The sequence below is a fragment of the Bacillus cereus group sp. RP32 genome, assembly GCF_040459735.1.
GTDB classification, from domain to species: Bacteria; Bacillota; Bacilli; order Bacillales; family Bacillaceae_G; genus Bacillus_A; species Bacillus_A wiedmannii.
Map to the genome: position 1 here is coordinate 5302501 of NZ_JARVHO010000001.1, position 25096 is coordinate 5327596.

Genomic DNA, 25096 nt, shown 5'->3' on the forward strand with positions numbered 1-25096 from the left:
ATTTCCCATTCCGCCACGCATCATAATTAATTCCTCCTAATTATTATTACTCTTTTATTTCAATAAGTTCTTGTCCTACTAATTTTACTGCCTCTTCTATAAGAGGATCTTCTTTTTTCTCTGGGCTTTCTTCAGAATTCTCGCCTTCACGCTGTAAAAAATCTTCACGGATTTTACCCCATTCACTTTTTGGAATAGCAATCATATTTAATCTTTTACTTAACAGTTCAAATAAGGCTTGTTCCACTGTATCCATAGCTTCTCGGTTTTCGCTTGCCATTTTACAGTGAATCTCATATTGAAACGCTAAAACGTAAGTATCATCCGAAGCCGCTACCGGTTCGCTATTTTCTAATAAAACAGCAAACGCTACTTTGTTGTATGATTTGAGTCTTCCTAACAACTCACCCCACACAGCTTTTAATTGTTCTAAATCCTGACGCTTTGCTTGCTTTAACACTTCATTTACGCGTCCAACAGGAATTTTCATACTACCTGTACGCACTGGCTTTGGTGTTGCACGTGTCTCTCTGACTTCTTGCTGCACACCAGCCGGCACACCATTCTTTTTGACTTGTTCTAACTCTTTCTCCAATTGCTGCATCCTGTTCATAATTGCTTGTAAACGATCTGCACCGTTCGCTTGCATCATAAACTGTTGACACAGTTGTACCATAACAACTTCTAAGAAAATTCGCGGATGATTTGTCCACTTCATTTCCTGTTGTCCCTTACTAAGCGTATGAATGATTTCATAGATTACTTCCGGTTGCATTTCTTCACTTAACATCCGGAATTGCTCATCTACCATTACTCGTTCCAACATATGTTCCAGTTGTGGTGAGGTTTGATATAAAAGCATATCGCGATAATAGTAAATGAAATCCTCCATAAAACGAACTGGATCTTTCCCTTTACCCATCATCTCATCTATGATACGTAATGCTCTTGATACATCATTTTCACGTATACATTCTACTAAGTTACCTAAGTATTGCTGGGAAACAGAACCTGTCACAGCTAATACATCTTCTGTCGTAACTGTCTCATCACTATAAGATATTGCCTGATCAATAAGACTAAGCGCATCACGCATACCACCTTCAGCAGCACGTGCAACAATTTGTAACGCCTCATCTTCTACTTGCGTACCTTCATTCGTCACAACCGTCGATAATCTCTCAACAATATCATTTACTGATATTTTTCGAAATTCAAAACGCTGGCAACGTGAAATGATTGTAGGCGGAATCTTATGCGGTTCTGTTGTCGCCAAAATAAAGATGACGTGTCCTGGCGGCTCTTCTAACGTTTTTAAAAGCGCATTGAAGGCACCCATTGAAAGCATGTGGACTTCATCAATAATGTATACTTTATATTCTACAGCACTTGGAGCATATTTTACTTTATCTCTAATATCTCGAATTTCATCTACACCGTTATTTGAAGCCGCATCAATTTCTAATACATCTGAAATAGATCCTTGTGTAATCCCCAAACAAGAAGGACATTCATTACAAGGTTCAGCTACCGGAGCATGTTCACAGTTGATTGCTTTTGCAAATACTTTTGCAATTGTCGTTTTTCCTGTTCCCCTCGGCCCAGAAAATAAATAAGCATGTGAAACTTTCTCTTGAAGAAGGGCATTTTGCAACGTTTTTGTCACGTGCTTTTGACCAACTACATCTTCAAATTTTTGCGGTCTCCATGTTCGGTATAACGCTTGGTATGACACGAAAATACGGCCTCCCTCAAAGGTTATTATCTTATTTATTATAACCCATTCTGTTTATAGATTCCAAAAGTTATTTTCTATACAAAAAACCCACCTTAGTATTAAGGTGAGTTTTGTATACATATATAACTGCCGTGCACCTTCTGTCGATTACGTACCATAAGCGTTACTCAAGCAGTTAGCTCGGTTCAGGCACTCCTGCGGCACACGAGAAGACCCGCTTATTGCTGCTTCCTTCCGGACCTGACAAGGTTCACGGGGTCCCGTTGCGCAGGACCCAAACGTCAACACCACTTACTTAAGGCAGACCTTACAGCAGCATAACCTCGAGAAGGGATTCGGCCTCGCTAGAGCGGATTGCGAGTATAGGGCACCGCTACCTCCCCGCTTAGCACGGCAAAGTTAAAACCAATATTCGGTTGCCTTCATTAAAAGGCATTATCAGTATAACTTGTTTTTTTACAAAATGCAAATACGTTAATTCTCGTTACTTTTCTCTAATTTTTTTATCGCTTTTCTTTTTTTACGAAGCTCTCTAAAAAAGTTTGTTAACAAAGTACCGCATTCTTCTTCTAATACACCAGCAACTACCTCGCATTGATGATTAAAGCGTTCATCCGTTAAAAGATTCATCAAAGTCCCTGCACATCCACCTTTCGGATCACTTGCACCATATACAACTCGCTTCACTCGTGATAAAACAATTCCACCCGCACACATCGGACAAGGCTCTAATGTTACATATAACGTCGCATCTTCTAAACGCCATGTCCCTAATTTTTTGCACGCCTCATCAATAGCTAATAACTCAGCGTGAGCTATTGATCTTTGTTCAGTTTCTCTTAAATTATGAGCAACACTAATTACTTCACCATCTAACACTATAACTGCACCAATCGGTACTTCTTGTATTGCCTCTGCTTTTTTAGCCTCTTCTATTGCTAACTGCATAAAATAAATATCTTGATCGTGTTCCATACCATAGTCCTTTCACCTCAAATAAAATACACTTTTTTCCATTTGCTGCACATGGGATAACTTTTACAAATTCAATCCACCCTAATAAAAAAGAGAGGGGATTACATATGAAGAATACTGCCTTACTCATTATCGATATGATTAATGATTTTCAATTTTCACACGGGCCCACCCTAGCCAAAAAATGCGAAATTATAACAAACCCTATTTTACAATTAAAGAAAACAATGAAATCCTTTGGCTACCCCATAATTTATGTTAATGACCATTATCAACTTTGGAGATCTGATATTGACCAACTAATTACTCATTGTACAAATGAGTATAGTGAAAATATCATTCATAAGATTGCTCCAAATACTGATGATTACATTTTTATTAAACCACATTACTCTGCTTTTTATGAAACACCTTTAAATTCTTTATTAGGCTATTTAAAAATAGAAAATCTAATATTGACAGGAGTCGCCGGGAATATATGTATCCTCTTTACAGCTAACGATGCTCATATGAGAAATTATACACTGTATGTACCACAGGACTGTATTGCCTCTAATCATGATCAGGATAATCTGCATGCTTTAAAAATAATGGAAGCCACATTAAAAGCAAATATAGTACCGTCATCTCAAATAAAAATTAATTAATACATATATTTATTTTCTAACTTTTTATATCAAATTAACCCGCTCGCTTTCCTCCTGTGCTACAATAATTCTGTTTTGTGTTTTTAGTAGTCACGGTAAATCACTGATTGAAAGGAGGAAACAGCGTGACCGGAGTACCATTTATCACGGTTGAAGGACCAATTGGTGTTGGAAAAACCTCACTTGCGAAGGCAATTTCAACTCACATGCAACTCCACTTACTAAAAGAAATTGTTGATGAGAATCCTTTTTTAGGAAAATTCTATGAAGACATCGACGAATGGAGTTTTCAAACAGAGATGTTCTTTCTTTGTAATAGATACAAACAATTAGAAGATATTAACATAAAGTATTTGAATCAAAGGAAACCAGTAGTAGCGGATTATCATATATTTAAAAATTTAATTTTCGCATCCCGTACATTAAAGAATTCTCAATATGACAAGTACATGCAAATCTATCGTATCCTTACACAAGATATGCCTGTACCAAACGTTATCGTTTATTTAACAGCTAGCTTGGAAACATTACAAACACGAATTGCGATGCGCGGAAGAGAATTCGAAAAAAACATGGATCCAAATTACTTACTACAGCTCACAAAAGATTACGAAACAGCAATGGATACTTTTAAAAAAGATCATCCAGATATCCCAGTATTAAAATTTAACGGAGACGATATGGATTTTGTAAAAAATCCTGATGATTTAAACGTCATCCTATCCGCCCTTCAAAATACTCTCTTAAAGGAGTCGGAATAACAATGAATTTAAGGCAAAAATATGATATACCAAATGACGCAGTAATCACTATTGCTGGAACAGTAGGTGTCGGAAAATCAACTATGACAACTGCATTAGCTAACGCTTTAGGTTATCGCACATCATTTGAAAAGGTAGATTCGAACCCGTATTTGGACAAGTTCTATGCTGATTTCACACGCTGGAGCTTCCACTTGCAAGTGTACTTTTTAGCAGAACGATTTAAAGAACAAAAAAGAATTTTTGAATACGGTGGCGGTTTTGTTCAAGATCGCTCTATATATGAAGACACTGGAATTTTTGCAAAGATGCATCATGAAAAAGGTACAATGACGGAAACTGATTATGAAACATACAAAGGTTTATTTGACGCTATGGTCATGACTCCTTACTTCCCTCATCCTGATTTATTAATTTACTTAGAAGGTTCTTTCGATGATATTGTTGATCGTATCCAAGAACGCGGACGTCCGATGGAACAACAAACACCAATTGAGTATTGGAAAGAGATGCATGGCCGTTACGAAAACTGGATTAATAACTTTAATGCATGCCCTGTTTTACGATTAAACATTAATGAATACGATATTTTAAAAGATGGTGATTCAATTGAACCAATCATTAAAAAAATTGGCCATTTTTTAAAACAAACACGTAAACTTGTAAAATAAAAAACCCGTGCATACGCACGGGCTTTTCTATTAAATTACTTCTTTTTTGTCGGAGCAATAATTTCACTCTCAGGTTTTCCAGCGTTAATACGCTGACGAACAGTACTTGTACTAATATCGTATGTTTCAGCAATCTCTTTAACAGTCATTTCTTTCCCGTTAATCACTGCTGTTAATACTTTACCTGTACGTTTTGGAGCTGCTTCTTTCTTTACAGCTGCTTTTTCAACTTTTTTTGGCGCCTCTACTTTTGTCGCAGTTTGCTTTACATCACAAGTGCAACCACAAAGTTTACGGAATGTATCATCGCTTATAATGCGTGACACATTTGCACCACTGTTTAAAATTCTATTGTTCTTACAGACAGGACATTGTACATAATATAAAGTTTTTCCATCTAAAGGAAACGTTTGTATAATAAGATCCATGTTGACTCCTTTCATATCTATGAAGATAATCATCGGAATATGAGTGTGTAATAAGGACAAAATCGCCTTACACCATACTTTATGATTGGTTTTAAAATAAAAACTCGTTACGTGTTGGTAACGAGTTCTCCAATCTCCACTTATATGCGCTGTTGTCAATTATATCTGGAGGAGGTAGAGGGATTCGAACCCCCGCGCGACTCTCGCCGCCTGTCGGTTTTCAAGACCGATCCCTTCAGCCAGACTTGGGTATACCTCCATATTGACATCAAATATAATATCAAAAGAAAAACAGTTAGTCAACCCTACTAAAATAAATTATGAGGAAAGGAAAATTTTACTTTTCCTCTCCTACATTATAGTACTGACAACGCTCATAATTACCAATCACTCATACCGATGAATGTTTATAAATTTACTTAATAACTGTTTTTCCTCCCATATAAGGGCGAAGAACTTCTGGAATTATAATTGTACCATCTTCTTGTTGGTAGTTCTCTAAAATAGCTGCCACCGTACGTCCAATTGCAAGACCAGATCCATTTAATGTATGAACATGTTCTGGTTTTCCGTTTGGCTCACGACGGAAACGGATATTTGCACGTCTCGCTTGGAAAGCCTCAAAATTACTACAAGAAGAAATCTCACGATATGTGCCATAGCTTGGAATCCATACTTCGATATCGTATTTCTTCGCTGCTGTAAATCCTAAATCGCCTGTGCACATGCTCATAACGCGATATGGCAACTCTAATAATTGTAACACGCGTTCTGCATCATTTGTTAGTTTTTCTAACTCTTCATAAGAATCTTCTGGTTTTACGAACTTTACAAGCTCTACTTTATTGAACTGATGCTGACGAATTAAGCCACGTGTATCACGGCCAGCTGAACCTGCTTCAGAACGGAAACAAGAGCTAAATGCAGCATATCGTATAGGCAGTTGCTCTTTATTTAAGATTTCATCACGGTGCATGTTCGTTACAGGTACTTCAGCTGTTGGAATTAAGAAGTAATCTTCACTTTCAATACGGAATGCATCTTCTTCAAATTTCGGAAGTTGTCCTGTTCCTGTCATACTTGCACGGTTTACCATATACGGAGGTAATACTTCTTCGTACCCATGCTCGTCAGTATGAAGATCAAGCATAAAGCTAATTAAAGCACGCTCTAATCTCGCGCCAGCACCTTTATAGAATACGAAGCGGCTTCCCGTTACCTTCCCAGCACGCTCAAAATCTAAAATCCCTAAATCTGTAGCAAGATCCCAATGTGGTTTTGGTTCAAAAGCAAATTCTTTCACTTCTCCCCAATTACGTGCTACTACATTATCATCCTCTGTTTCACCAATTGGAGCAGATTCATGAGGTATATTTGGAATAGATAACATTAATCTTTCTAAATCTTCTTCAACTGTACGAAGTTCATTATCAAGATCTTTTACTTTTTCTCCAACTTCACGCATTTCTAGAATTAGAGCTTCTGCATCTTTCTTTTCACGCTTCAATACAGAGATTTGTTGAGATACTTCGTTACGTTTACTTTTTAACTCCTCTGTTTGAACAAGTAATTCTCTTCTTCTCGTATCCAGCTCTTCAAAACGACCAAAATCAGTTAAATCTTCGCCTCTATGCTGTAACTTTGCTTTTACTTCTTCAAAATTTGTACGTAAAAATTTAATATCAAGCATTATATACTCCTCCTTTTATTTTATAAAACACAAAAAACTCCCGTCCCTATATAAAGGGACGGGAGTTAACCCGCGTTGCCACCCTAGTTGAAAGCATTACCGCTTTCCTCTCAAGTAGAAATAACGGCTCTTCACCGGGAATGTTTACTAATCATAAAGATATTCCACATTCCATTCCAGGATGGATTCACAAACTGTTTCTATCGATTTCCACCAACCATCGACTCTCTATAAGAAACGGCATTTGTTACTACTTCCTATCAACACGCTTATTTTATAAAATTGTTACCATCAATTTACTATAATCTTATACAAGTTGCAAGTTACTTATACAACTTTTTTCATTTTCGCTTCTTTTACCATTTCTACAAAGTATGCTGTCACACGATGATCATCCGTTAATTCTGGATGGAATGAAGCAGCTAAAAACTGATTTTGTTTTACTGCTACCATTCGATCACCATGTGTGGAAAGTACTTCAACATCATCAGCTACATTTACAACATACGGAGCACGAATAAATACACCAATAAATTCTTCTCCTACACCTTTAATTGACAGTGCGGCTTCAAAGCTATCTTTTTGGCGTCCGAACGCATTGCGCTCTACTGTAATATCCATAGCACCAATATGTGCTTCTTCATAGCCAATAAGTGTTTTTGCAAGAAGAATCATACCTGCACATGTACCAAACATTGGTTTACCAGACTTCGCGAATGTACGAAGTGGTTCCATGAAAGCATACTTATCAATAAGACGGCGCATTGTTGTACTTTCACCGCCTGGTAAAATAAGACCATCAATCTCTTCAAGTTGCTCTATACGCTTTACAACAACAGCTTCCGCACCACTTGCTTCAACTGATTTTATATGCTCACGAACTGCACCTTGAAGACCTAGTACACCGATTTTCACCATTTTAAAGTTCTCCTTCAATTACCATCCACGCTCTTGCATACGTTGTTCTGGTAATAACGTTGAAATTTCGATACCTTTCATCGCATTACCTAATCCTTTAGAAAGGCTTGCAATTAGTTCGTAATCCTCATAATGAGTCGTCGCTTCAACGATTGCGCGTGCAAATTTCTCTGGATTCTCTGATTTGAAGATACCAGATCCAACAAATACACCATCTGCACCAAGTTGCATCATTAACGCTGCATCTGCTGGTGTTGCTACACCACCTGCTGCGAAGTTTACAACTGGCAAACGACCAAGGCGTTTAATTTCAAGTAGTACTTCATAAGGAGCACCAGTATTTTTTGCATATGTCATTAACTCATCTTCACGTAGACTTGCAACTTGACGGATTTCTGCATTGACTTGGCGCATATGACGCACTGCCTCTACAATGTTTCCTGTTCCTGGTTCACCTTTTGTACGAAGCATAGATGCACCTTCTGCAATACGACGTGCAGCTTCTCCGATATCACGGCAACCACATACAAACGGAACTGTGTAATCACGTTTATTTAAATGGTATACTTCATCAGCAGGAGTTAATACTTCACTCTCATCGATATAGTCTACCCCTAATGATTCTAATACACGTGCTTCTACAAGATGACCGATACGGCATTTTGCCATAACCGGAATTGAAACAGCGCCCATAACTTCTTCAACGATTGTTGGGTCTGCCATACGAGAAACGCCACCTGCTGCACGAATATCTGCTGGTACACGCTCTAGTGCCATAACAGCAACTGCGCCTGCCTCTTCTGCAATTTTTGCTTGTTCAGCGTTAATTACGTCCATAATAACGCCGCCTTTTTGCATTTCTGCCATTCCACGTTTTACACGTTCTGTCCCTGTTACATTTGTCATGTTACAAAAACCCCCCCTAGGTGAATTGCTTTTCCCCGTTAAAGGCGAAAATTAAGAATACTCTTACATTCTACCACTAACTATCAGATGCTTGTCTACTACTTTTTCATAAAGTCGGTATGAAAAATAGGAATAAGAAAAAGCCCCTACAATGAGGAGCTTTTAAAACCAACCTTTTACTGTATCAACAGCACTATTCCATATACCACTAAAGAAAGAACCAATTCCGCGCATAGAGCGAGTAAACCAATTCGCTTCCTCTACTGCAGACGTTGTTACAAGATCTATTTGTAATGACTTGCCAGATAAAAATCCAGGATCATTCGCATCTTTTGGTGTGATTACCATTTGGCCAAGTGCAGCTCCCTTTTTAATAGGTGCTTCTTGTCCCTTATTTGCTTCTTTTAATTCTGTTTTATAAACATCTTTACTTCCTTTTGGCACCGGAAGTGAAACAGCTTGTTTTGTTTGAACTGCTACATCTTTATCTTTAGCATTTTCTACTCGTACTGTTTCTTGTCCTTTTACTGAAGAATCTTTTTTATACATTTGCTTCATTTCAAAGTTAGCAAATCCATAATCATATAGCTTCTTTGTTTCATCAAAACGTGCTGTATGAGAACTTGTTTTAATAACTACAGAAATAAAACGCATTCCGTTTCTTTCAACCGTACCAGTGAAGCAATCCCCTGCTTCTGGAGTCGAACCTGTTTTCAGGCCATCTACGCCATCATATTCTTTCACTAAGCCCTTTAACATCCAATTCCAGTTCGACATTGCAAACTTCTCTTTTTCTGGACGGAATTCTTTTTTTGGGATTTTTGCTGTATCTAACACTTTTGGATAATCTTTAATTAAATGTTGTGCTAAAGTTGCAACATCCTTTGCGGACATTTTATTTTCTTCATCCGCTGTTGTTCCTTCAGGATGCATTCCCTTTAAATCTTTATTCGTTAAACCTGTAGAATTGACAAATTTATAATTTTTCAACCCTAGTTCTTTCGATTTATCATTCATCATTTTTACGAAGTCTACTTCTTTACCTGCAATTGCTTCTGCTAATGCAATTGTTGCACCATTTGCAGAAAAGATTGCCATTGCTTCATATAACTCTTTTACTGTATAAATGCCACCTTTTTCTAATGCAACATTTGATAAAGAAGCATCTTGTGAAACTTTATACGCATATTCAGAAACCTTAATTTTTTGATCCCACTTAAGTTTTCCTTTATCCACTGCTTCATGAACTAAATATTCACTCATCATCTTTGTCATACTAGCAATTGATAATAATTCATCTGCATTCTTTTGATATAAAATTTTCCCAGAATTCGCTTCAACTAAAATTGCTGCACCTGCTTCAATGTTTAAAGCAGCTCCTGTTTCTGCTGATGCATTGCTATATGGTAACAACATACTACAAGCTAGTGTAAGCATTGTTACTAAAGCAATGAATCTTTTGCAAAACATACCTTTCACTTTTGCTACCCCCAATATCTATGTACTCACATAACCGTTATTCTAACATAATCAAAAAAAAATAGACAGAGATATCAAATCTCCGTCTATTTGTATATAAGACATTACAATGAGTAGTTTGGAGCCTCTTTTGTAATTTGTACGTGATGAGGGTGGCTTTCACGTAAACCAGCACCTGACATACGAATGAATTGTGCATTCTCACGTAAGAATTCTAAATTCTGAGCTCCGCAATATCCCATACCGGCACGTAATCCACCAACTAATTGATGAACTGTATCGGCTAAAGGTCCTTTATATGGTACTCGACCTTCAATACCTTCTGGAACAAGTTTTTTATTTCCTTCTTGGAAGTAACGGTCTTTACTTCCTTTTTCCATCGCTCCGACAGAACCCATACCACGATATACTTTAAATTGACGACCTTGATAAATTTCAGTTTCTCCAGGGCTTTCAGCAACACCAGCAAACATACTACCTAGCATAACAACGTGTGCTCCTGCTGCTAAAGCTTTTACCATGTCACCAGAGTACTTAACACCACCATCAGCAATAACTGGAATACCGTGTTTACGAGCTTCTGTTGCACAATCATAAACTGCTGTTAATTGTGGTACACCCACGCCAGCTACAACGCGTGTCGTACAAATAGAGCCTGGTCCAATACCAACTTTAACTACGTTTGCACCTGCTTCAATTAATGCTTTCGTTGCTTCAGCAGTAGCAACATTTCCAGCGATAATATTTAGTGATGGATATTTCGCACGAACTTCTTTCACTTTATCAATAACACCTTGAGAATGTCCATGAGCTGTATCAAGTACGATTGCATCTACGCTAGCTTTTACTAATGCGTCGATACGAAGCATAGCATCAGCCGTTACACCAACCGCTGCTCCAACTAATAAGCGTCCTTGCTTATCCTTCGCAGAATTTGGGAATTCAATTACTTTTTCAATATCTTTTATTGTAATAAGCCCTTGTAATACACCGTTGTTATCAACGAGAGGGAGTTTTTCAATTTTGTACTTTTGTAGGATCTTTTCAGCTTCTTCCAGCGTTGTACCAACTGGAGCTGTAATTAGCTTTTCTTTTGTCATTACGTCGGAAATTTTGATTGAGTAGTCTTGGATAAAACGCATATCACGGTTTGTAATAATACCAACTAATTTTCGCTCGTCTAAATTATTTACAACCGGTACACCTGAGATACGGTATTTTCCCATAAGATGCTCTGCATCATACACTTGATGTTCTGGAGTTAAAAAGAAAGGATCTGAAATAACGCCACTTTCAGAACGTTTTACTTTATCAACTTGCTCCGCTTGTTGTTCAATAGACATGTTTTTATGAATAATTCCTAAACCGCCTTGACGAGCCATTGCAATAGCCATATCAGCTTCTGTTACTGTATCCATTCCTGCACTAATTAACGGGATATTTAACTGTAAGCTTTCAGATAAAACTGTTTTAACACTTACTTCTCTTGGTAGTACATCTGACTTTGCTGGTACAAGTAATACGTCATCAAAAGTCAAACCTTCTTTAACAAATTTAGATTCCCACATAATTGTTCCCCCCATGATACCAGAAATTATTATTAGTAGCTTATCAATTGGTTAAAATACTGTCAAGGACGTATATATATGTTAGAATTTTTAGACAATAAAAGGAGCGTAATATATGCATCAAACACATTGTACTTGGCAGCAATTAAGTTTCTTCTTTTCATCTCAAAATGTACAACGTTATCTTGCCCGTTGCTATGAAAAATCCTCCATACAAGATGCTGAAAAAAAAAGTTTCGAAAATTGTTATCCCTTTATTTATTACTTAGAACACGGGAAAAACTATTATGAATTATATAAGGTGGCCCCCTTTTCGATTCAGCCAATGTTATTGTTTTATGGAATGAGCCAACTTTTTAAAGCCTGCTTACTAACTATTGATCCTAACTATCCAGAATCCACTACTGTTTTAGCTCATGGTGTTACGACTCGTAAACGAAAAAAACAGGGGTATCAATTTTTAGAAGATGAGGTGAAGGTGCAAAAAAATGGATTATTTACTCATATTGCAGAACAGCTGTTTCACATGAAACACTTAGAAGCAGAGAAGTTTAACATGCTAGATCTAATGGGAAATATTCCCGAATTACAAAATTTATTTCGTTATAGTCTAAGAGGGGCCACTTTATATAAAATCGATTCAACAAATACAAATGAACTTTCCTTTTCGGTCAACATACTAGATCGACTCCATATGACTACAGAAAGATTTTCACGTTACATTGAATCAACTTGTAAGCATTTATCCATACAACATGTTCCTGGGAAAACGAGCGGATCGAATCTGCTTTTTACAGCTCCTATCCAGTCGTGGAACCCTATATATAGTACGCCTTTATACTACGAATATCTTGCTGATACTTATTACTTACCAATTCCAATTGACCCGAGAAATCCTAAACCAGTATTACCTGAACTTCTTGTTCATTATTTATTGCTCTACAATTTAAGTATGATTTCTAGATACGAAACAGATTGGTGGTATGATTTACTTGGGAGCTATGGCTCTGAAGATTATCCATTTATTTATCAATTTCTTACTATTTCTGCTCAAAAAATCCCTTACTATATTTCGTCTTTTTTACTAACAGAACCGAGCCTATTTCATGGGAAATAAAAAAACACAAGTCAAAAGACTTGTGTTTTTAGTTGCTTGGCGACGTCCTACTCTCACAGGGACAAGGTCCCAACTACCATCGGCGCTAGAGAGCTTAACTTCCGTGTTCGGTATGGGAACGGGTGTGACCTCTCTGCCATCATCACCAAACTATGAAGGCATATTCCTTCAAAACTAGATAACATTTGCTACATATTATATGGTTAAGTCCTCGATCTATTAGTATTCGTCAGCTCCACATGTCACCATGCTTCCACCTCGAACCTATCAACCTGATCATCTTTCAGGGATCTTACTAGCTTACGCTATGGGAAATCTCATCTTGAGGGGGGCTTCATGCTTAGATGCTTTCAGCACTTATCCCTTCCGCACATAGCTACCCAGCTATGCCCTTGGCAGAACAACTGGTACACCAGCGGTGCGTCCATCCCGGTCCTCTCGTACTAAGGACAGCTCCTCTCAAATTTCCTACGCCCACGACGGATAGGGACCGAACTGTCTCACGACGTTCTGAACCCAGCTCGCGTACCGCTTTAATGGGCGAACAGCCCAACCCTTGGGACCGACTACAGCCCCAGGATGCGATGAGCCGACATCGAGGTGCCAAACCTCCCCGTCGATGTGGACTCTTGGGGGAGATAAGCCTGTTATCCCCGGGGTAGCTTTTATCCGTTGAGCGATGGCCCTTCCATGCGGAACCACCGGATCACTAAGCCCGACTTTCGTCCCTGCTCGACTTGTAGGTCTCGCAGTCAAGCTCCCTTATGCCTTTGCACTCTACGAATGATTTCCAACCATTCTGAGGGAACCTTTGGGCGCCTCCGTTACACTTTAGGAGGCGACCGCCCCAGTCAAACTGCCCACCTGACACTGTCTCCCGGGTCGATAAGACCCGTAGGTTAGAATTTCAATACAGTCAGGGCGGTATCCCACCAGCGCCTCCACCGAAGCTAGCGCTCCGGTTTCAATGGCTCCCGCCTATCCTGTACAAACTGTACCAAAATTCAATATCAGGCTACAGTAAAGCTCCACGGGGTCTTTCCGTCCTGTCGCGGGTAACCTGCATCTTCACAGGTACTATAATTTCACCGAGTCTCTGGTTGAGACAGTGCCCAAATCGTTACACCTTTCGTGCGGGTCGGAACTTACCCGACAAGGAATTTCGCTACCTTAGGACCGTTATAGTTACGGCCGCCGTTTACTGGGGCTTCAGTTCAGAGCTTCGCTTACGCTAACCCCTCTCCTTAACCTTCCAGCACCGGGCAGGTGTCAGCCCCTATACTTCGCCTTACGGCTTCGCAGAGACCTGTGTTTTTGCTAAACAGTCGCTTGGGCCTATTCACTGCGGCTTTCCGTTAAGAAAGCACCCCTTCTCCCGAAGTTACGGGGTCATTTTGCCGAGTTCCTTAACCAGAGTTCTCTCGCACACCTTAGGATTCTCTCCTCGCCTACCTGTGTCGGTTTGCGGTACAGGCACCTTTTATCTCGCTAGAAGCTTTTCTTGGCAGCGGGGAATCAAAGACTTCGCTCCATAAGGAGCTTCCCCATCACAGCTCAGCCTTCACGATAAGCGGATTTGCCTACTTATCAGCCTAACTGCTTGGACGTGCACAACCAATCGCACGCTTCTTCTATCCTTCTGCGTCCCTCCATTGCTCAAACGATAAAGAGGTGGTACAGGAATATCAACCTGTTGTCCATCGCCTACGCCTGTCGGCCTCGGCTTAGGTCCTGACTAACCCTGAGCGGACGAGCCTTCCTCAGGAAACCTTAGGCATTCGGTGGACGGGATTCTCACCCGTCTTTCGCTACTCATACCGGCATTCTCACTTCTAAGCGCTCCACCAGTCCTTCCGGTCTGACTTCACTGCACTTAGAACGCTCCCCTACCACTGATACCATTGGTATCAATTCGCAGCTTCGGTGGTGTATTTAGCCCCGGTACATTTTCGGCGCAGAGTCACTCGACTAGTGAGCTATTACGCACTCTTTAAATGGTGGCTGCTTCTAAGCCAACATCCTAGTTGTCTAAGCAACTCCACATCCTTTTCCACTTAATACACACTTTGGGACCTTAGCTGGCGATCTGGGCTGTTTCCCTCTTGACTACGGATCTTATCACTCGCAGTCTGACTCCTAAGGATAAGTCATTGGCATTCGGAGTTTGACTGAATTCGGTAATCCGATGAGGACCCCTAGTTCAATCAGTGCTCTACCTCCAAGACTCTTACACTTAAGGCTAGCCCTAAAGCTATTTCGGGGAGAACCAGCTATCTCCAGGTTCGATTGGAATTTCTCCGCTACCCACACCTCATCCCCGCACTTTTCAACGTGCGTGGGTTCGGGCCTCCATTCAGTGTTACCTGAACTTCACCCTGGACATGGGTAGATCACCTGGTTTCGGGTCTACGACCACGTACTAAACGCCCTATTCAGACTCGCTTTCGCTGCGGCTCCGCCTCTTCAGCTTAACCTCGCACGGGATCGTAACTCGCCGGTTCATTCTACAAAAGGCACGCCATCACCCATTAACGGGCTCTGACTATTTGTAGGCACACGGTTTCAGGATCTCTTTCACTCCCCTTCCGGGGTGCTTTTCACCTTTCCCTCACGGTACTGGTTCACTATCGATCACTAGGGAGTATTTAGCCTTGGGAGATGGTCCTCCCAGATTCCGACGGAATTTCACGTGTTCCGCCGTACTCAGGATACATTCAAGAGAGAACGAAGTTTCGACTACGGGGTTGTTACCCTCTACGACGGACCTTTCCAGGTCGCTTCGTCTACCTCGTTCCTTTGTAACTCCATATAGAATGTCCTACAACCCCAAGAGGCAAGCCTCTTGGTTTGGGCTATGTTCCGTTTCGCTCGCCGCTACTCAGGAAATCGCATTTGCTTTCTCTTCCTCCAGGTACTTAGATGTTTCAGTTCCCTGGGTCTGTCTTCCTTACCCTATGTATTCAGGTAAGGATACCATACCATTACGTATGGTGGGTTTCCCCATTCGGAAATCTTCGGATCAAAGCTTACTTACAGCTCCCCGAAGCATATCGGCGTTAGTCCCGTCCTTCATCGACTCCTAGTGTCAAGGCATCCACCGTGCGCCCTTTCTAACTTAACCAAACTAAAAATTAAAAAATATGAGCTACACTGTTATCTAGTTTTCAAAGAACATACCATTTGCTATTTAAAATAGCTTTTTGGTGGAGCCTAGCGGGATCGAACCGCTGACCTCCTGCGTGCAAGGCAGGCGCTCTCCCAGCTGAGCTAAGGCCCCAAAAGTTGTATGGTGGGCCTAAATGGACTCGAACCATCGACCTCACGCTTATCAGGCGTGCGCTCTAACCAGCTGAGCTATAGGCCCATACAAATTGCAGGATTTATTTATATCATATCCTCATTTAAGAGTCAATACTTAATTGAACTCTCAAAACTAAACGAAAACGAAACACGGAAACTTATATTGATGAACAGCGTTCATCAATTCTCCATAGAAAGGAGGTGATCCAGCCGCACCTTCCGATACGGCTACCTTGTTACGACTTCACCCCAATCATCTGTCCCACCTTAGGCGGCTGGCTCCATAAAGGTTACCCCACCGACTTCGGGTGTTACAAACTCTCGTGGTGTGACGGGCGGTGTGTACAAGGCCCGGGAACGTATTCACCGCGGCATGCTGATCCGCGATTACTAGCGATTCCAGCTTCATGTAGGCGAGTTGCAGCCTACAATCCGAACTGAGAACGGTTTTATGAGATTAGCTCCACCTCGCGGTCTTGCAGCTCTTTGTACCGTCCATTGTAGCACGTGTGTAGCCCAGGTCATAAGGGGCATGATGATTTGACGTCATCCCCACCTTCCTCCGGTTTGTCACCGGCAGTCACCTTAGAGTGCCCAACTTAATGATGGCAACTAAGATCAAGGGTTGCGCTCGTTGCGGGACTTAACCCAACATCTCACGACACGAGCTGACGACAACCATGCACCACCTGTCACTCTGCTCCCGAAGGAGAAGCCCTATCTCTAGGGTTTTCAGAGGATGTCAAGACCTGGTAAGGTTCTTCGCGTTGCTTCGAATTAAACCACATGCTCCACCGCTTGTGCGGGCCCCCGTCAATTCCTTTGAGTTTCAGCCTTGCGGCCGTACTCCCCAGGCGGAGTGCTTAATGCGTTAACTTCAGCACTAAAGGGCGGAAACCCTCTAACACTTAGCACTCATCGTTTACGGCGTGGACTACCAGGGTATCTAATCCTGTTTGCTCCCCACGCTTTCGCGCCTCAGTGTCAGTTACAGACCAGAAAGTCGCCTTCGCCACTGGTGTTCCTCCATATCTCTACGCATTTCACCGCTACACATGGAATTCCACTTTCCTCTTCTGCACTCAAGTCTCCCAGTTTCCAATGACCCTCCACGGTTGAGCCGTGGGCTTTCACATCAGACTTAAGAAACCACCTGCGCGCGCTTTACGCCCAATAATTCCGGATAACGCTTGCCACCTACGTATTACCGCGGCTGCTGGCACGTAGTTAGCCGTGGCTTTCTGGTTAGGTACCGTCAAGGTGCCAGCTTATTCAACTAGCACTTGTTCTTCCCTAACAACAGAGTTTTACGACCCGAAAGCCTTCATCACTCACGCGGCGTTGCTCCGTCAGACTTTCGTCCATTGCGGAAGATTCCCTACTGCTGCCTCCCGTAGGAGTCTGGGCCGTGTCTCAGTCCCAGTGTGGCCGATCACCCTCTCAGGTCGGCTACGCATCGTTGCCTTGGTGAGCCGTTACCTCACCAACTAGCTAATGCGACGCGGGTCCATCCATAAGTGACAGCCGAAGCCGCCTTTCAATTTCGAACCATGCAGTTCAAAATATTATCCGGTATTAGCCCCGGTTTCCCGGAGTTATCCCAGTCTTATGGGCAGGTTACCCACGTGTTACTCACCCGTCCGCCGCTAACTTCTTGAGAGCAAGCTCTCAATCCATTCGCTCGACTTGCATGTATTAGGCACGCCGCCAGCGTTCATCCTGAGCCAGGATCAAACTCTCCAATAAAGTTAGTTTGTCTAGCATCTAAAAATAAAAATTGACGTTTCACGTTGTTTGTTTCGTTTAGTTTTCAAAGTTCAACATCGCGTTTCAGCGACTTTTATAATATATCATAGTATATTATTTTCGTCAACAAGTTTTTTAAGATAATTTGTATCTCTCATTTGCTGACTCTGCCTATTATATAGAGTTTTCCATTGCTATGCAAGTATTATTATAAAAAAATAAGAGGAGGAAAAATCCCCCTCTTATTCTTCAGAAGAAACCTCTTCATTAGATTCCTCTTCTTCATCTTTCTGTGCTTTTGCTACCGTCGCTACCTCTTGCTCATCCTCTAATCGAATTAGACGAACACCTTGTGTATTACGTCCCATTTGAGAGATTTGATCAACTGGCATACGAATAATAACACCTGCTGCCGTAATTAACATGATATCTTCTTCACCTGTTACAGATTTAACAGCTACTAATTTACCGTTTTTATCTGTAATATTACAAGTCTTCAGACCTTTACCACCACGGCTTTGTAGACGGTATTCATCAATAGGTGTACGTTTTCCATAACCATTTTTCGTTACGATTAGAACATTTACATCCTCTTCGACAATTTCCATGCCTACAACTTGATCTTCATCACCTAATGTAATTGCTTTTACACCAGCCGCATTACGTCCCATAGAACGCACATCTTGCTCGTTAAAGCGAATTAACATACCATTGCTTGTTCCTACAATAATATCCTTATCACCAGATGTTAAACGTACAGATATTACTTCATCCTCTTCACGAAGAGAGATGGCGATTAAACCATTCGTACGTATATTTGCAAATGATGAAAGTGGCGTTCTCTTAGAAATACCTTGTTTTGTTGTGAAGAATAAGAATTCATCATCACCAAATTCACGAATTGGAATAATGGCGTTAATCCATTCACCCTTATCTACACCTAATAAGTTAATAATAGGTATACCTTTTGCTGTACGACTATACTCTGGGATTTCATATCCTTTCGTACGGTATACTTTCCCTTTATTAGTAAAGAATAAAATGTGATCATGCGTAGAAGTAGTTAATAAATGCTCTACGAAATCATCATCATTTGTCCCCATTCCTTGCACACCACGTCCACCACGGTTCTGTGTTTTGTACGTAGAAGCCGGTAACCTCTTAATATAACCATTATGAGTTAACGTAATAGCGATGTTTTGCTCTGGAATCAAATCTTCATCTTCAATAAATTCCATGCCACCAATTGTAATTTCCGTTCGTCTCTTATCATTGAAGCGTTCTTTTACTTCCGTTAATTCTTCACGAATAATCTCAAGAACTTTCTCTTCATCTGCTAAGATTGCTTTTAATTCAGCGATTAACTTCATTAAGTCTTGATATTCTTGCTCAATTTTTTCACGTTCTAATCCTGTTAAACGTTGCAGACGCATATCTAAAATTGCTTGTGCTTGTTTCTCACTTAAACCGAAACGTTCCATTAAGCCTTGTTTTGCAATATCTGCTGTTTTCGAACTACGAATTAACGTAATAACTTCATCTAGATGATCTAGAGCAATTCGTAATCCTTCTAAAATATGAGCACGCGCCTCTGCTTTTTCTAATTCATAAGCAGTACGTCGACGAATTACTACCTTCTGGTGCTCCAAGTAATGATATAAATTTTGTTTTAAATTCAGTACTTGTGGCTCTCCATTTACAAGAGACAACATATTAATACCGAAACTTGTTTGAAGTGCTGTATGTTTATATAGATTATTTAATAGTACATTGGCATTGGCATCACGGCGTACTTCCATAACAATACGCATACCGTTTCGATCTGACTCATCACGTAAATCCGTAATACCTTCAATTTTCTTATCACGAACTAATTCTGCAATTTTTTCAATTAATCGCGCCTTATTAACTTGATAAGGTAGTTCAGTTACGAGAATAGATTGTTTACCATTTGACTTCTCTTCAATTTCAACTTTAGCTCGAAGCATAATAGAGCCTCTACCTGTTTCATACGCTCTTCGAATCCCACTTCTTCCCAAAATTAAACCTGCTGTTGGAAAATCTGGTCCTGGAATAAACTCCATTAATTCCGCAATCGTAATGTCGGGATTATGGCTTAGTGCCAATACACCATCAATTACTTCCCCGAGTTGATGCGGTGGAATATTCGTTGCCATACCTACCGCAATACCCGTCGTACCATTCACTAATAAATTAGGGAAACGCGCTGGCAATACAATTGGCTCTCTTTCAGAACCATCATAGTTATCTTGATAATCAATCGTATTTTTTGAAATATCACGTATTAATTCCATAGAAATCTTAGACATTCTTGCTTCTGTATAACGCATCGCTGCTGCTGAATCACCATCAACAGAACCAAAGTTACCATGCCCATCAACAAGCATATAACGTTGACTAAAATCTTGCGCCATACGTACCATCGTCTCGTAAACAGCTGAATCACCGTGAGGGTGATACTTACCGATTACTTCACCGACAATACGCGCTGATTTTTTATACGCTTTATCAGCTGTAATTCCTAAATCATTCATCGCATATAAAACCCTACGATGCACAGGTTTTAATCCATCACGAACATCTGGTAATGCACGAGATACGATAACACTCATTGCGTAATCTAAAAACGAGGTACGCATTTCATGACTAATATTAATTTCTCGAATTCGTGCTTGTTGTTGATTGTCTGACATCAACCAGCACCTCCTCTTACATTTCCGTTACACATACATTGATTTATATGTAGAAGACAGGAATACTTAGATTCCTGTCATTACCCATTTAAATATCAAGGTTTTTCACGTATTTTGCATTTTCTTGGATAAAGTTACGACGTGGCTCTACTTTATCTCCCATCAAAATTTCAAATGTTTCATCCGCTTCAATTGCATCTTGAAGTGAAACTTGAAGTAATGAACGTACTTCTGGGTCCATTGTCGTCTCCCATAACTGCGTTGGATTCATTTCCCCTAGACCTTTATAACGCTGAATCCCCGGCTTAGGTTGGGCTGGTAATTCAGCTAAAATTTTTTCAAGTTCCTTATCATTGTAAGCATATTGAATTTTCTTACCTTGTTGTACTTTAAACAAAGGTGGCTGTGCAATATATATATAACCGCACTCAATTATTTGACGCATATAGCGATAGAAGAACGTTAATAATAGGGTACGAATATGCGCACCATCAACATCGGCATCCGTCATAATAATAACTTTATGATAGCGTGCTTTTTCAATAGCGAAGTCTCCGCCGATATTTGTACCAATCGCTGTAATAATTGTACGAACTTCATCATTTGATAAAATCTTATCTAAGCGTGCCTTTTCAACATTAATGATTTTACCCTTCAGCGGTAAAATTGCTTGGAAATGACGATCACGCCCTTGTTTTGCAGACCCACCCGCAGAGTCACCCTCTACGATATAGATTTCACTAATTGCTGGATCTTTAGAAGAACAATCTGCCAATTTCCCTGGTAAACTTGAAACTTCTAAAGCACTCTTTCGGCGAGTTAACTCACGAGCCTTTTTAGCTGCTACACGCGCACGCGCTGCCATCGTCCCTTTATCTATAATCTTACGTGCAACATTCGGATTTTCCAGTAAGAACTTTTCAAATGCCTCTGAGAATACTGACTCTGTAATTGTTCTTGCTTCACTATTTCCAAGTTTCGTCTTCGTTTGTCCTTCGAATTGTGGATTTGGATGTTTAATTGACACAATCGCTGTTAAACCTTCACGAACATCTTCACCAGTTAAATTACTATCCGCATCTTTTAAAATATTATTTTTACGACCATAATCGTTGATCACACGAGTTAAGGCTGTTTTAAATCCTACCTCATGTGTACCACCTTCATACGTATGAATATTATTTGTAAATGAGTAAATATGATTTGTGTATCCTTCGTTATATTGAAGCGCAACTTCAACCTGAATACCATCTTTTGAACCCTCTACATATACAGGTTCTTCATGAATTGGCTGTTTTGAACGATTTAAATGTTCAACATATGATTTAATTCCACCTTCATAATGGAATTCTTTCTTCTGTTTATGTTCACGTTTATCTTCAATCGTTAATTTAATATTACGATTTAAAAATGCTAATTCGCGCATACGAGTTGCTAACGTATCAAATTCGTATACTATTGTTTCCTGAAAAATTTCTGGATCTGGTTTAAATCGAGTTATCGTCCCTGTTTGATCTGTGTCACCAATGACTTTTAAATCCGCAACCGGGATACCTCTTTCGTATTTTTGATAATGGATTTTGCCTTCACGATGTACAAATACCTCTAGTTCTGTTGATAGAGCATTTACTACAGATGCCCCAACACCATGCAAACCACCAGAAACTTTATAACCGCCACCGCCAAACTTACCACCAGCATGAAGAACGGTCATTATAACTTCTACAGCAGGACGTCCCATTTTTTCTTGTATACCAACTGGAATACCACGCCCATTATCCGTTACAAGAATACTATTATCTTCTTCGATACTAACGTTAATTTCATCACAATACCCTGCAAGTGCTTCATCAATACTATTATCGACGATTTCCCATACAAGATGGTGAAGTCCTTTTCCACTTGTAGATCCAATATACATCCCAGGGCGTTTTCGAACCGCTTCTAATCCTTCAAGTACCTGTATCTGACTTTCATCATATGAGTTTTCTTCCATTTGCTTTTGTTCCATTGACACAAAGATCACCTACTTTTCCATTTAAATAGGGATTACGCCCTATCTATTTCACAATCTACCGTGCCGTTCGTTACATGAATTGTTTTCGCTTCTTTTAATGTTTCGTGTTCAATTCCGTCGACACTCGTCGTTGTCACAAATGTTTGCACTTTTCCTTGAATTGTATTTAACAGATGCGATTGACGATAATCATCTAATTCTGATAATACATCATCCAATAAAAGAATCGGATATTCCTTAACTTCTGAGTAAATCAATTCAATTTCAGCTAATTTTAGGGACAGTGCGGTCGTTCGTTGTTGTCCTTGCGAACCAAAGACTTGAACATTTTTACTATTAACGAAGAATTGTAAATCATCACGATGAGGACCAATTAAAGTCGTACCACGGAAAATCTCACGTTGTTTCACAGATTGAAAATTTTCATAGTATACTTCTTTTATTTTCGACAAATCCATTGATTCTGATACATCTACACTTGGTTTATAGACAATTTCTAATTCTTCTAATCCGCGGCTTATACCGCGATGAATTGGAGCTGCCCATTCTTGTAGTAAATGCAAAAACTCAAACCGTTTTTGCAATATTTTTGCACCATGCTCAATAAGTTGAAGTGTAAATACATCCAACATCGTTTCCTCATTCTTACTATTCCCTTGCATCTTTTTCAGCAAGTGATTTCGTTGCGTGAGCACCTTTTGATATTGACTCAATTCATACAAATAGATTGGAGCTATTTGGCCTAATTCCATATCTAAAAAGCGTCTTCTTACTTGAGGGCTTCCTTTTACAAGATTTAAATCTTCTGGGGCAAACATGACAACATTCATCATGCCAATATATTGACTCAATTTTTGTTGTTCAAGTTGATTTAATTTTGCCTTTTTACCTTTTTTCGAAATATTTAATTCCAAAGACAAAGAACTATTTCTCTTTTGTAATTTCCCTTTAATTTGACCGAAGTCTTCATCCCAACGGATAAGCTCGCGATCATTAGAGGTTCTATGAGATTTCGCCATCGCTAAAACATAAATAGCTTCCATCAAATTCGTTTTCCCTTGTGCGTTTTCACCGATAATCACATTCACTTTATCTTCAAAGGAAAGCTCTAACTTTTCATAATTGCGATAGTTTTTTAATTGTATTTCTGAAATAAACAAAGGGCTCCCCCTTTATGCCTGAACTTGGAAACTTCCGCTTCCTGGAATTTCAATAATATCGTTCGCATATAATTTGCGACCTCTTCTATTTTCAAGTTCTTGATTCACGTACACTTCATATTCTTGTAAAAACCATTTTACAGCGCCACCTGTATCAATTACATCGGCTAACTTCAAAAATTGTCCTAGTGTAATATACTCTGTTGAAATTTTAATACGTTTCATAAAATCGCTCACTTTCTGAAAGTGTTCATTCTTTCATTGTACTAAATAAACTAACATTAGGAAAGTAATACCCAAAAATCAAATAAGGGCTACTAGTATCTGAAAACTAGCAACCCTTACTTCTTACTTAGTAAGTACGAACCGGTAAAATTAATTGAATAATGGACTCATCATTTACTGTACGAATTAAGAATGGTCTCATCGCACCAGTAAAGCTAATTTTAATTTCAGTACTATCTAAAGCTTTTAGTGCATCCATCATATATTTTGCACTAAAAGATATTTTTAACTCTTCCCCATCCATCTTTTCACATTGAACTTCTTCTACTACTTTCCCAATTTCTGGTGAATTCGAAGAAATTTCTAGCATTTCCTGTTCTAAAGTTGATAATTTTACAACATTATTACGACCATCCCTTGCTAATAAAGATGCACGATCAATTGCTTGTAAAAATTCTTTTGTATTTACAAAAATATCTGTTTTACTTTCGGCTGGAATTAAACGAGTTGTATCCGGATAATTACCTTCTAACAATCTTGAGAAGAATAATAAATGCTTTGTACGGAATAATACTTGATACTCCGTAATAACGATATCTACCATTTCTTCAGACTCATCTAGAATTTTGCTTAATTCATTTAAGCTTTTACCTGGAATAACAACATTCGCTTGAAATTCATCTGCGATTCCTTCGATTTTTGCTTTTCGAAGAGCTAACCTGTGACTATCTGTAGCAATGCAAGTTAATTCGCTGTTATATACTTTCCAGTTTACACCTGTCAAGATTGGTCTTGTTTCAGAAGTGGAAACTGCAAATACAGTTTGTCTGATCATATGTTTCAGTAAATCTGTTGGGATCTTAAAAACATGATGTTCTTCAATTTGTGGTAACAATGGATATTCAGCAGAATCTAAACCATTTAAATTAAACTCTGATTTTCCAGAAATTATTTTTGTCATAAAATGATTTTCCACAGAAATTTCGACAGTCTCTTTAGGTAATTTTTTTACAATCTCACTAAAATATTTTGCTTG

18 protein-coding genes, 3 tRNA genes, 3 rRNA genes, 1 other RNA gene and 1 other annotated feature (1 of these 26 cut by a window edge) are annotated in these 25096 nt (G+C 39.5%); of the genes, 4 read left to right on the forward strand and 21 right to left on the reverse strand.

Annotated elements, in window-relative coordinates; translation table 11 throughout:
• The 4 genes from QCI46_RS27330 to tadA all read right to left on the reverse strand — a co-directional run.
• Positions 1–21: the 5' portion of a YbaB/EbfC family nucleoid-associated protein gene (locus QCI46_RS27330; protein WP_170771173.1), read on the reverse strand. Its footprint begins 306 nt before the window's first position; only the first 21 of its 327 coding nucleotides appear in the window; its start codon is at positions 19–21; its stop codon lies off the left edge, out of view.
• A 25-nt stretch (positions 22–46) separates the two neighbouring features.
• Entirely contained in the window at positions 47–1735 is a 1689-nt protein-coding gene (dnaX, locus tag QCI46_RS27335; protein ID WP_000121581.1) for a DNA polymerase III subunit gamma/tau, read from the reverse strand.
• A 132-nt stretch (positions 1736–1867) separates the two neighbouring features.
• Positions 1868–2132, reverse strand: an RNA gene (ffs, locus tag QCI46_RS27340) — signal recognition particle sRNA large type.
• Positions 2133–2212: 80 nt separating this feature from the next.
• Positions 2213–2713, reverse strand: a complete 501-nt coding sequence (tadA, locus tag QCI46_RS27345; protein ID WP_002108901.1) for a tRNA adenosine(34) deaminase TadA — start codon at positions 2711–2713, stop codon at positions 2213–2215.
• Between the two features lie 107 nt (positions 2714–2820).
• Here tadA and QCI46_RS27350 point away from each other — a divergent pair, with 107 nt between their 5' ends.
• The 3 genes from QCI46_RS27350 to QCI46_RS27360 all read left to right on the forward strand — a co-directional run bounded on the left by QCI46_RS27350 (position 2821) and on the right by QCI46_RS27360 (position 4792).
• Entirely contained in the window at positions 2821–3360 is a 540-nt protein-coding gene (locus QCI46_RS27350) for a cysteine hydrolase family protein (protein ID WP_000798743.1), read from the forward strand.
• A 125-nt stretch (positions 3361–3485) separates the two neighbouring features.
• Positions 3486–4121, forward strand: coding sequence for a deoxynucleoside kinase (locus QCI46_RS27355; RefSeq protein WP_000148207.1), 636 nt, complete (start codon positions 3486–3488; stop codon positions 4119–4121).
• 2 nt (positions 4122–4123) lie between these two features.
• Positions 4124–4792, forward strand: coding sequence for a deoxynucleoside kinase (locus tag QCI46_RS27360; RefSeq protein WP_001053583.1), 669 nt, complete (start codon positions 4124–4126; stop codon positions 4790–4792).
• A 35-nt stretch (positions 4793–4827) separates the two neighbouring features.
• Here the strand turns inward: QCI46_RS27360 and QCI46_RS27365 are convergent, their stop codons facing one another.
• The 7 genes from QCI46_RS27365 to guaB form a co-directional block, all read right to left on the reverse strand.
• Positions 4828–5220 carry a sigma factor-like helix-turn-helix DNA-binding protein gene (locus QCI46_RS27365; RefSeq protein ID WP_000364198.1) on the reverse strand — a complete coding sequence of 131 codons (393 nt, stop codon included), beginning with the start codon at positions 5218–5220 and terminating at the stop codon, positions 4828–4830.
• A gap of 166 nt (positions 5221–5386) precedes the next feature.
• A tRNA-Ser gene (locus QCI46_RS27370) sits at positions 5387–5479 on the reverse strand.
• Positions 5480–5635: 156 nt separating this feature from the next.
• The gene (gene serS, locus QCI46_RS27375; RefSeq protein WP_048543009.1) at positions 5636–6910 is read right to left on the reverse strand and encodes a serine--tRNA ligase; all 1275 of its coding nucleotides are present in this window, start codon (positions 6908–6910) and stop codon (positions 5636–5638) included.
• A 51-nt stretch (positions 6911–6961) separates the two neighbouring features.
• Positions 6962–7183: a binding site (T-box leader), on the reverse strand.
• A 54-nt stretch (positions 7184–7237) separates the two neighbouring features.
• The gene (pdxT, locus tag QCI46_RS27380) at positions 7238–7828 is read right to left on the reverse strand and encodes a pyridoxal 5'-phosphate synthase glutaminase subunit PdxT (protein ID WP_000238772.1); all 591 of its coding nucleotides are present in this window, start codon (positions 7826–7828) and stop codon (positions 7238–7240) included.
• A gap of 18 nt (positions 7829–7846) precedes the next feature.
• Positions 7847–8734, reverse strand: a complete 888-nt coding sequence (pdxS, locus tag QCI46_RS27385; protein ID WP_000186157.1) for a pyridoxal 5'-phosphate synthase lyase subunit PdxS — start codon at positions 8732–8734, stop codon at positions 7847–7849.
• Between the two features lie 162 nt (positions 8735–8896).
• Complete coding sequence (gene dacA, locus QCI46_RS27390; RefSeq protein ID WP_137011318.1) at positions 8897–10204, reverse strand: D-alanyl-D-alanine carboxypeptidase DacA; 1308 nt, start codon at positions 10202–10204, stop codon at positions 8897–8899.
• A 113-nt stretch (positions 10205–10317) separates the two neighbouring features.
• Positions 10318–11781 carry an IMP dehydrogenase gene (gene guaB, locus QCI46_RS27395; protein ID WP_000264076.1) on the reverse strand — a complete coding sequence of 488 codons (1464 nt, stop codon included), beginning with the start codon at positions 11779–11781 and terminating at the stop codon, positions 10318–10320.
• A gap of 115 nt (positions 11782–11896) precedes the next feature.
• Between guaB and QCI46_RS27400 the strand changes: the two genes are divergently transcribed.
• Entirely contained in the window at positions 11897–12898 is a 1002-nt protein-coding gene (locus QCI46_RS27400) for a YaaC family protein (RefSeq protein ID WP_353841811.1), read from the forward strand.
• A 34-nt stretch (positions 12899–12932) separates the two neighbouring features.
• On the opposite strand, the gene rrf is transcribed toward QCI46_RS27400, so the two are convergent.
• The 10 genes from rrf to dnaN form a co-directional block, all read right to left on the reverse strand.
• Positions 12933–13048, reverse strand: a 5S ribosomal RNA gene (rrf, locus tag QCI46_RS27405).
• 49 nt (positions 13049–13097) lie between these two features.
• Positions 13098–16019: ribosomal RNA gene (locus tag QCI46_RS27410) — 23S ribosomal RNA — on the reverse strand.
• A gap of 80 nt (positions 16020–16099) precedes the next feature.
• Positions 16100–16175: transfer RNA gene (locus QCI46_RS27415), tRNA-Ala, on the reverse strand.
• 10 nt (positions 16176–16185) lie between these two features.
• A tRNA-Ile gene (locus QCI46_RS27420) sits at positions 16186–16262 on the reverse strand.
• A 130-nt stretch (positions 16263–16392) separates the two neighbouring features.
• Positions 16393–17944 (reverse strand): 16S ribosomal RNA (locus QCI46_RS27425).
• Together the 16S, 23S and 5S rRNA genes with 2 tRNA genes alongside form the textbook arrangement of a ribosomal RNA operon.
• Before the next feature lie 242 nt (positions 17945–18186).
• Positions 18187–20658, reverse strand: a complete 2472-nt coding sequence (gene gyrA / locus QCI46_RS27430; protein ID WP_001282859.1) for a DNA gyrase subunit A — start codon at positions 20656–20658, stop codon at positions 18187–18189.
• Positions 20659–20746: 88 nt separating this feature from the next.
• On the reverse strand, positions 20747–22669 hold the full coding sequence (gene gyrB / locus QCI46_RS27435) for a DNA topoisomerase (ATP-hydrolyzing) subunit B (protein ID WP_000435974.1): 1923 nt from the start codon (positions 22667–22669) through the stop codon (positions 20747–20749).
• Between the two features lie 38 nt (positions 22670–22707).
• A complete protein-coding gene (recF, locus tag QCI46_RS27440; protein WP_000470742.1) occupies positions 22708–23835 on the reverse strand; it encodes a DNA replication/repair protein RecF in 1128 nt (375 codons plus the stop codon).
• 12 nt (positions 23836–23847) lie between these two features.
• Positions 23848–24060: a S4 domain-containing protein YaaA gene (gene yaaA, locus QCI46_RS27445; RefSeq protein ID WP_000821366.1), complete on the reverse strand. Its 213-nt coding sequence runs from the start codon at positions 24058–24060 to the stop codon at positions 23848–23850.
• Between the two features lie 127 nt (positions 24061–24187).
• The coding region (gene dnaN / locus QCI46_RS27450) for a DNA polymerase III subunit beta (RefSeq protein WP_353841812.1) at positions 24188–25096 on the reverse strand (909 nt) is incomplete at its 5' end.

Coding starts and splice junctions, on each gene's coding strand:
- tadA (WP_002108901.1), bottom strand. CDS start 2,713: ATGGAACACGATCAAGATATTTATTTTATGCAGTTAGCAATAGAAGAG.
- QCI46_RS27350 (WP_000798743.1), top strand. CDS start 2,821: ATGAAGAATACTGCCTTACTCATTATCGATATGATTAATGATTTTCAA.
- QCI46_RS27360 (WP_001053583.1), top strand. CDS start 4,124: ATGAATTTAAGGCAAAAATATGATATACCAAATGACGCAGTAATCACT.
- QCI46_RS27365 (WP_000364198.1), bottom strand. CDS start 5,220: ATGGATCTTATTATACAAACGTTTCCTTTAGATGGAAAAACTTTATAT.
- serS (WP_048543009.1), bottom strand. CDS start 6,910: ATGCTTGATATTAAATTTTTACGTACAAATTTTGAAGAAGTAAAAGCA.
- pdxT (WP_000238772.1), bottom strand. CDS start 7,828: ATGGTGAAAATCGGTGTACTAGGTCTTCAAGGTGCAGTTCGTGAGCAT.
- pdxS (WP_000186157.1), bottom strand. CDS start 8,734: ATGACAAATGTAACAGGGACAGAACGTGTAAAACGTGGAATGGCAGAA.
- dacA (WP_137011318.1), bottom strand. CDS start 10,204: ATGTTTTGCAAAAGATTCATTGCTTTAGTAACAATGCTTACACTAGCT.
- guaB (WP_000264076.1), bottom strand. CDS start 11,781: ATGTGGGAATCTAAATTTGTTAAAGAAGGTTTGACTTTTGATGACGTA.
- QCI46_RS27400 (WP_353841811.1), top strand. CDS start 11,897: ATGCATCAAACACATTGTACTTGGCAGCAATTAAGTTTCTTCTTTTCA.
- gyrA (WP_001282859.1), bottom strand. CDS start 20,658: ATGTCAGACAATCAACAACAAGCACGAATTCGAGAAATTAATATTAGT.
- gyrB (WP_000435974.1), bottom strand. CDS start 22,669: ATGGAACAAAAGCAAATGGAAGAAAACTCATATGATGAAAGTCAGATA.
- yaaA (WP_000821366.1), bottom strand. CDS start 24,060: ATGAAACGTATTAAAATTTCAACAGAGTATATTACACTAGGACAATTT.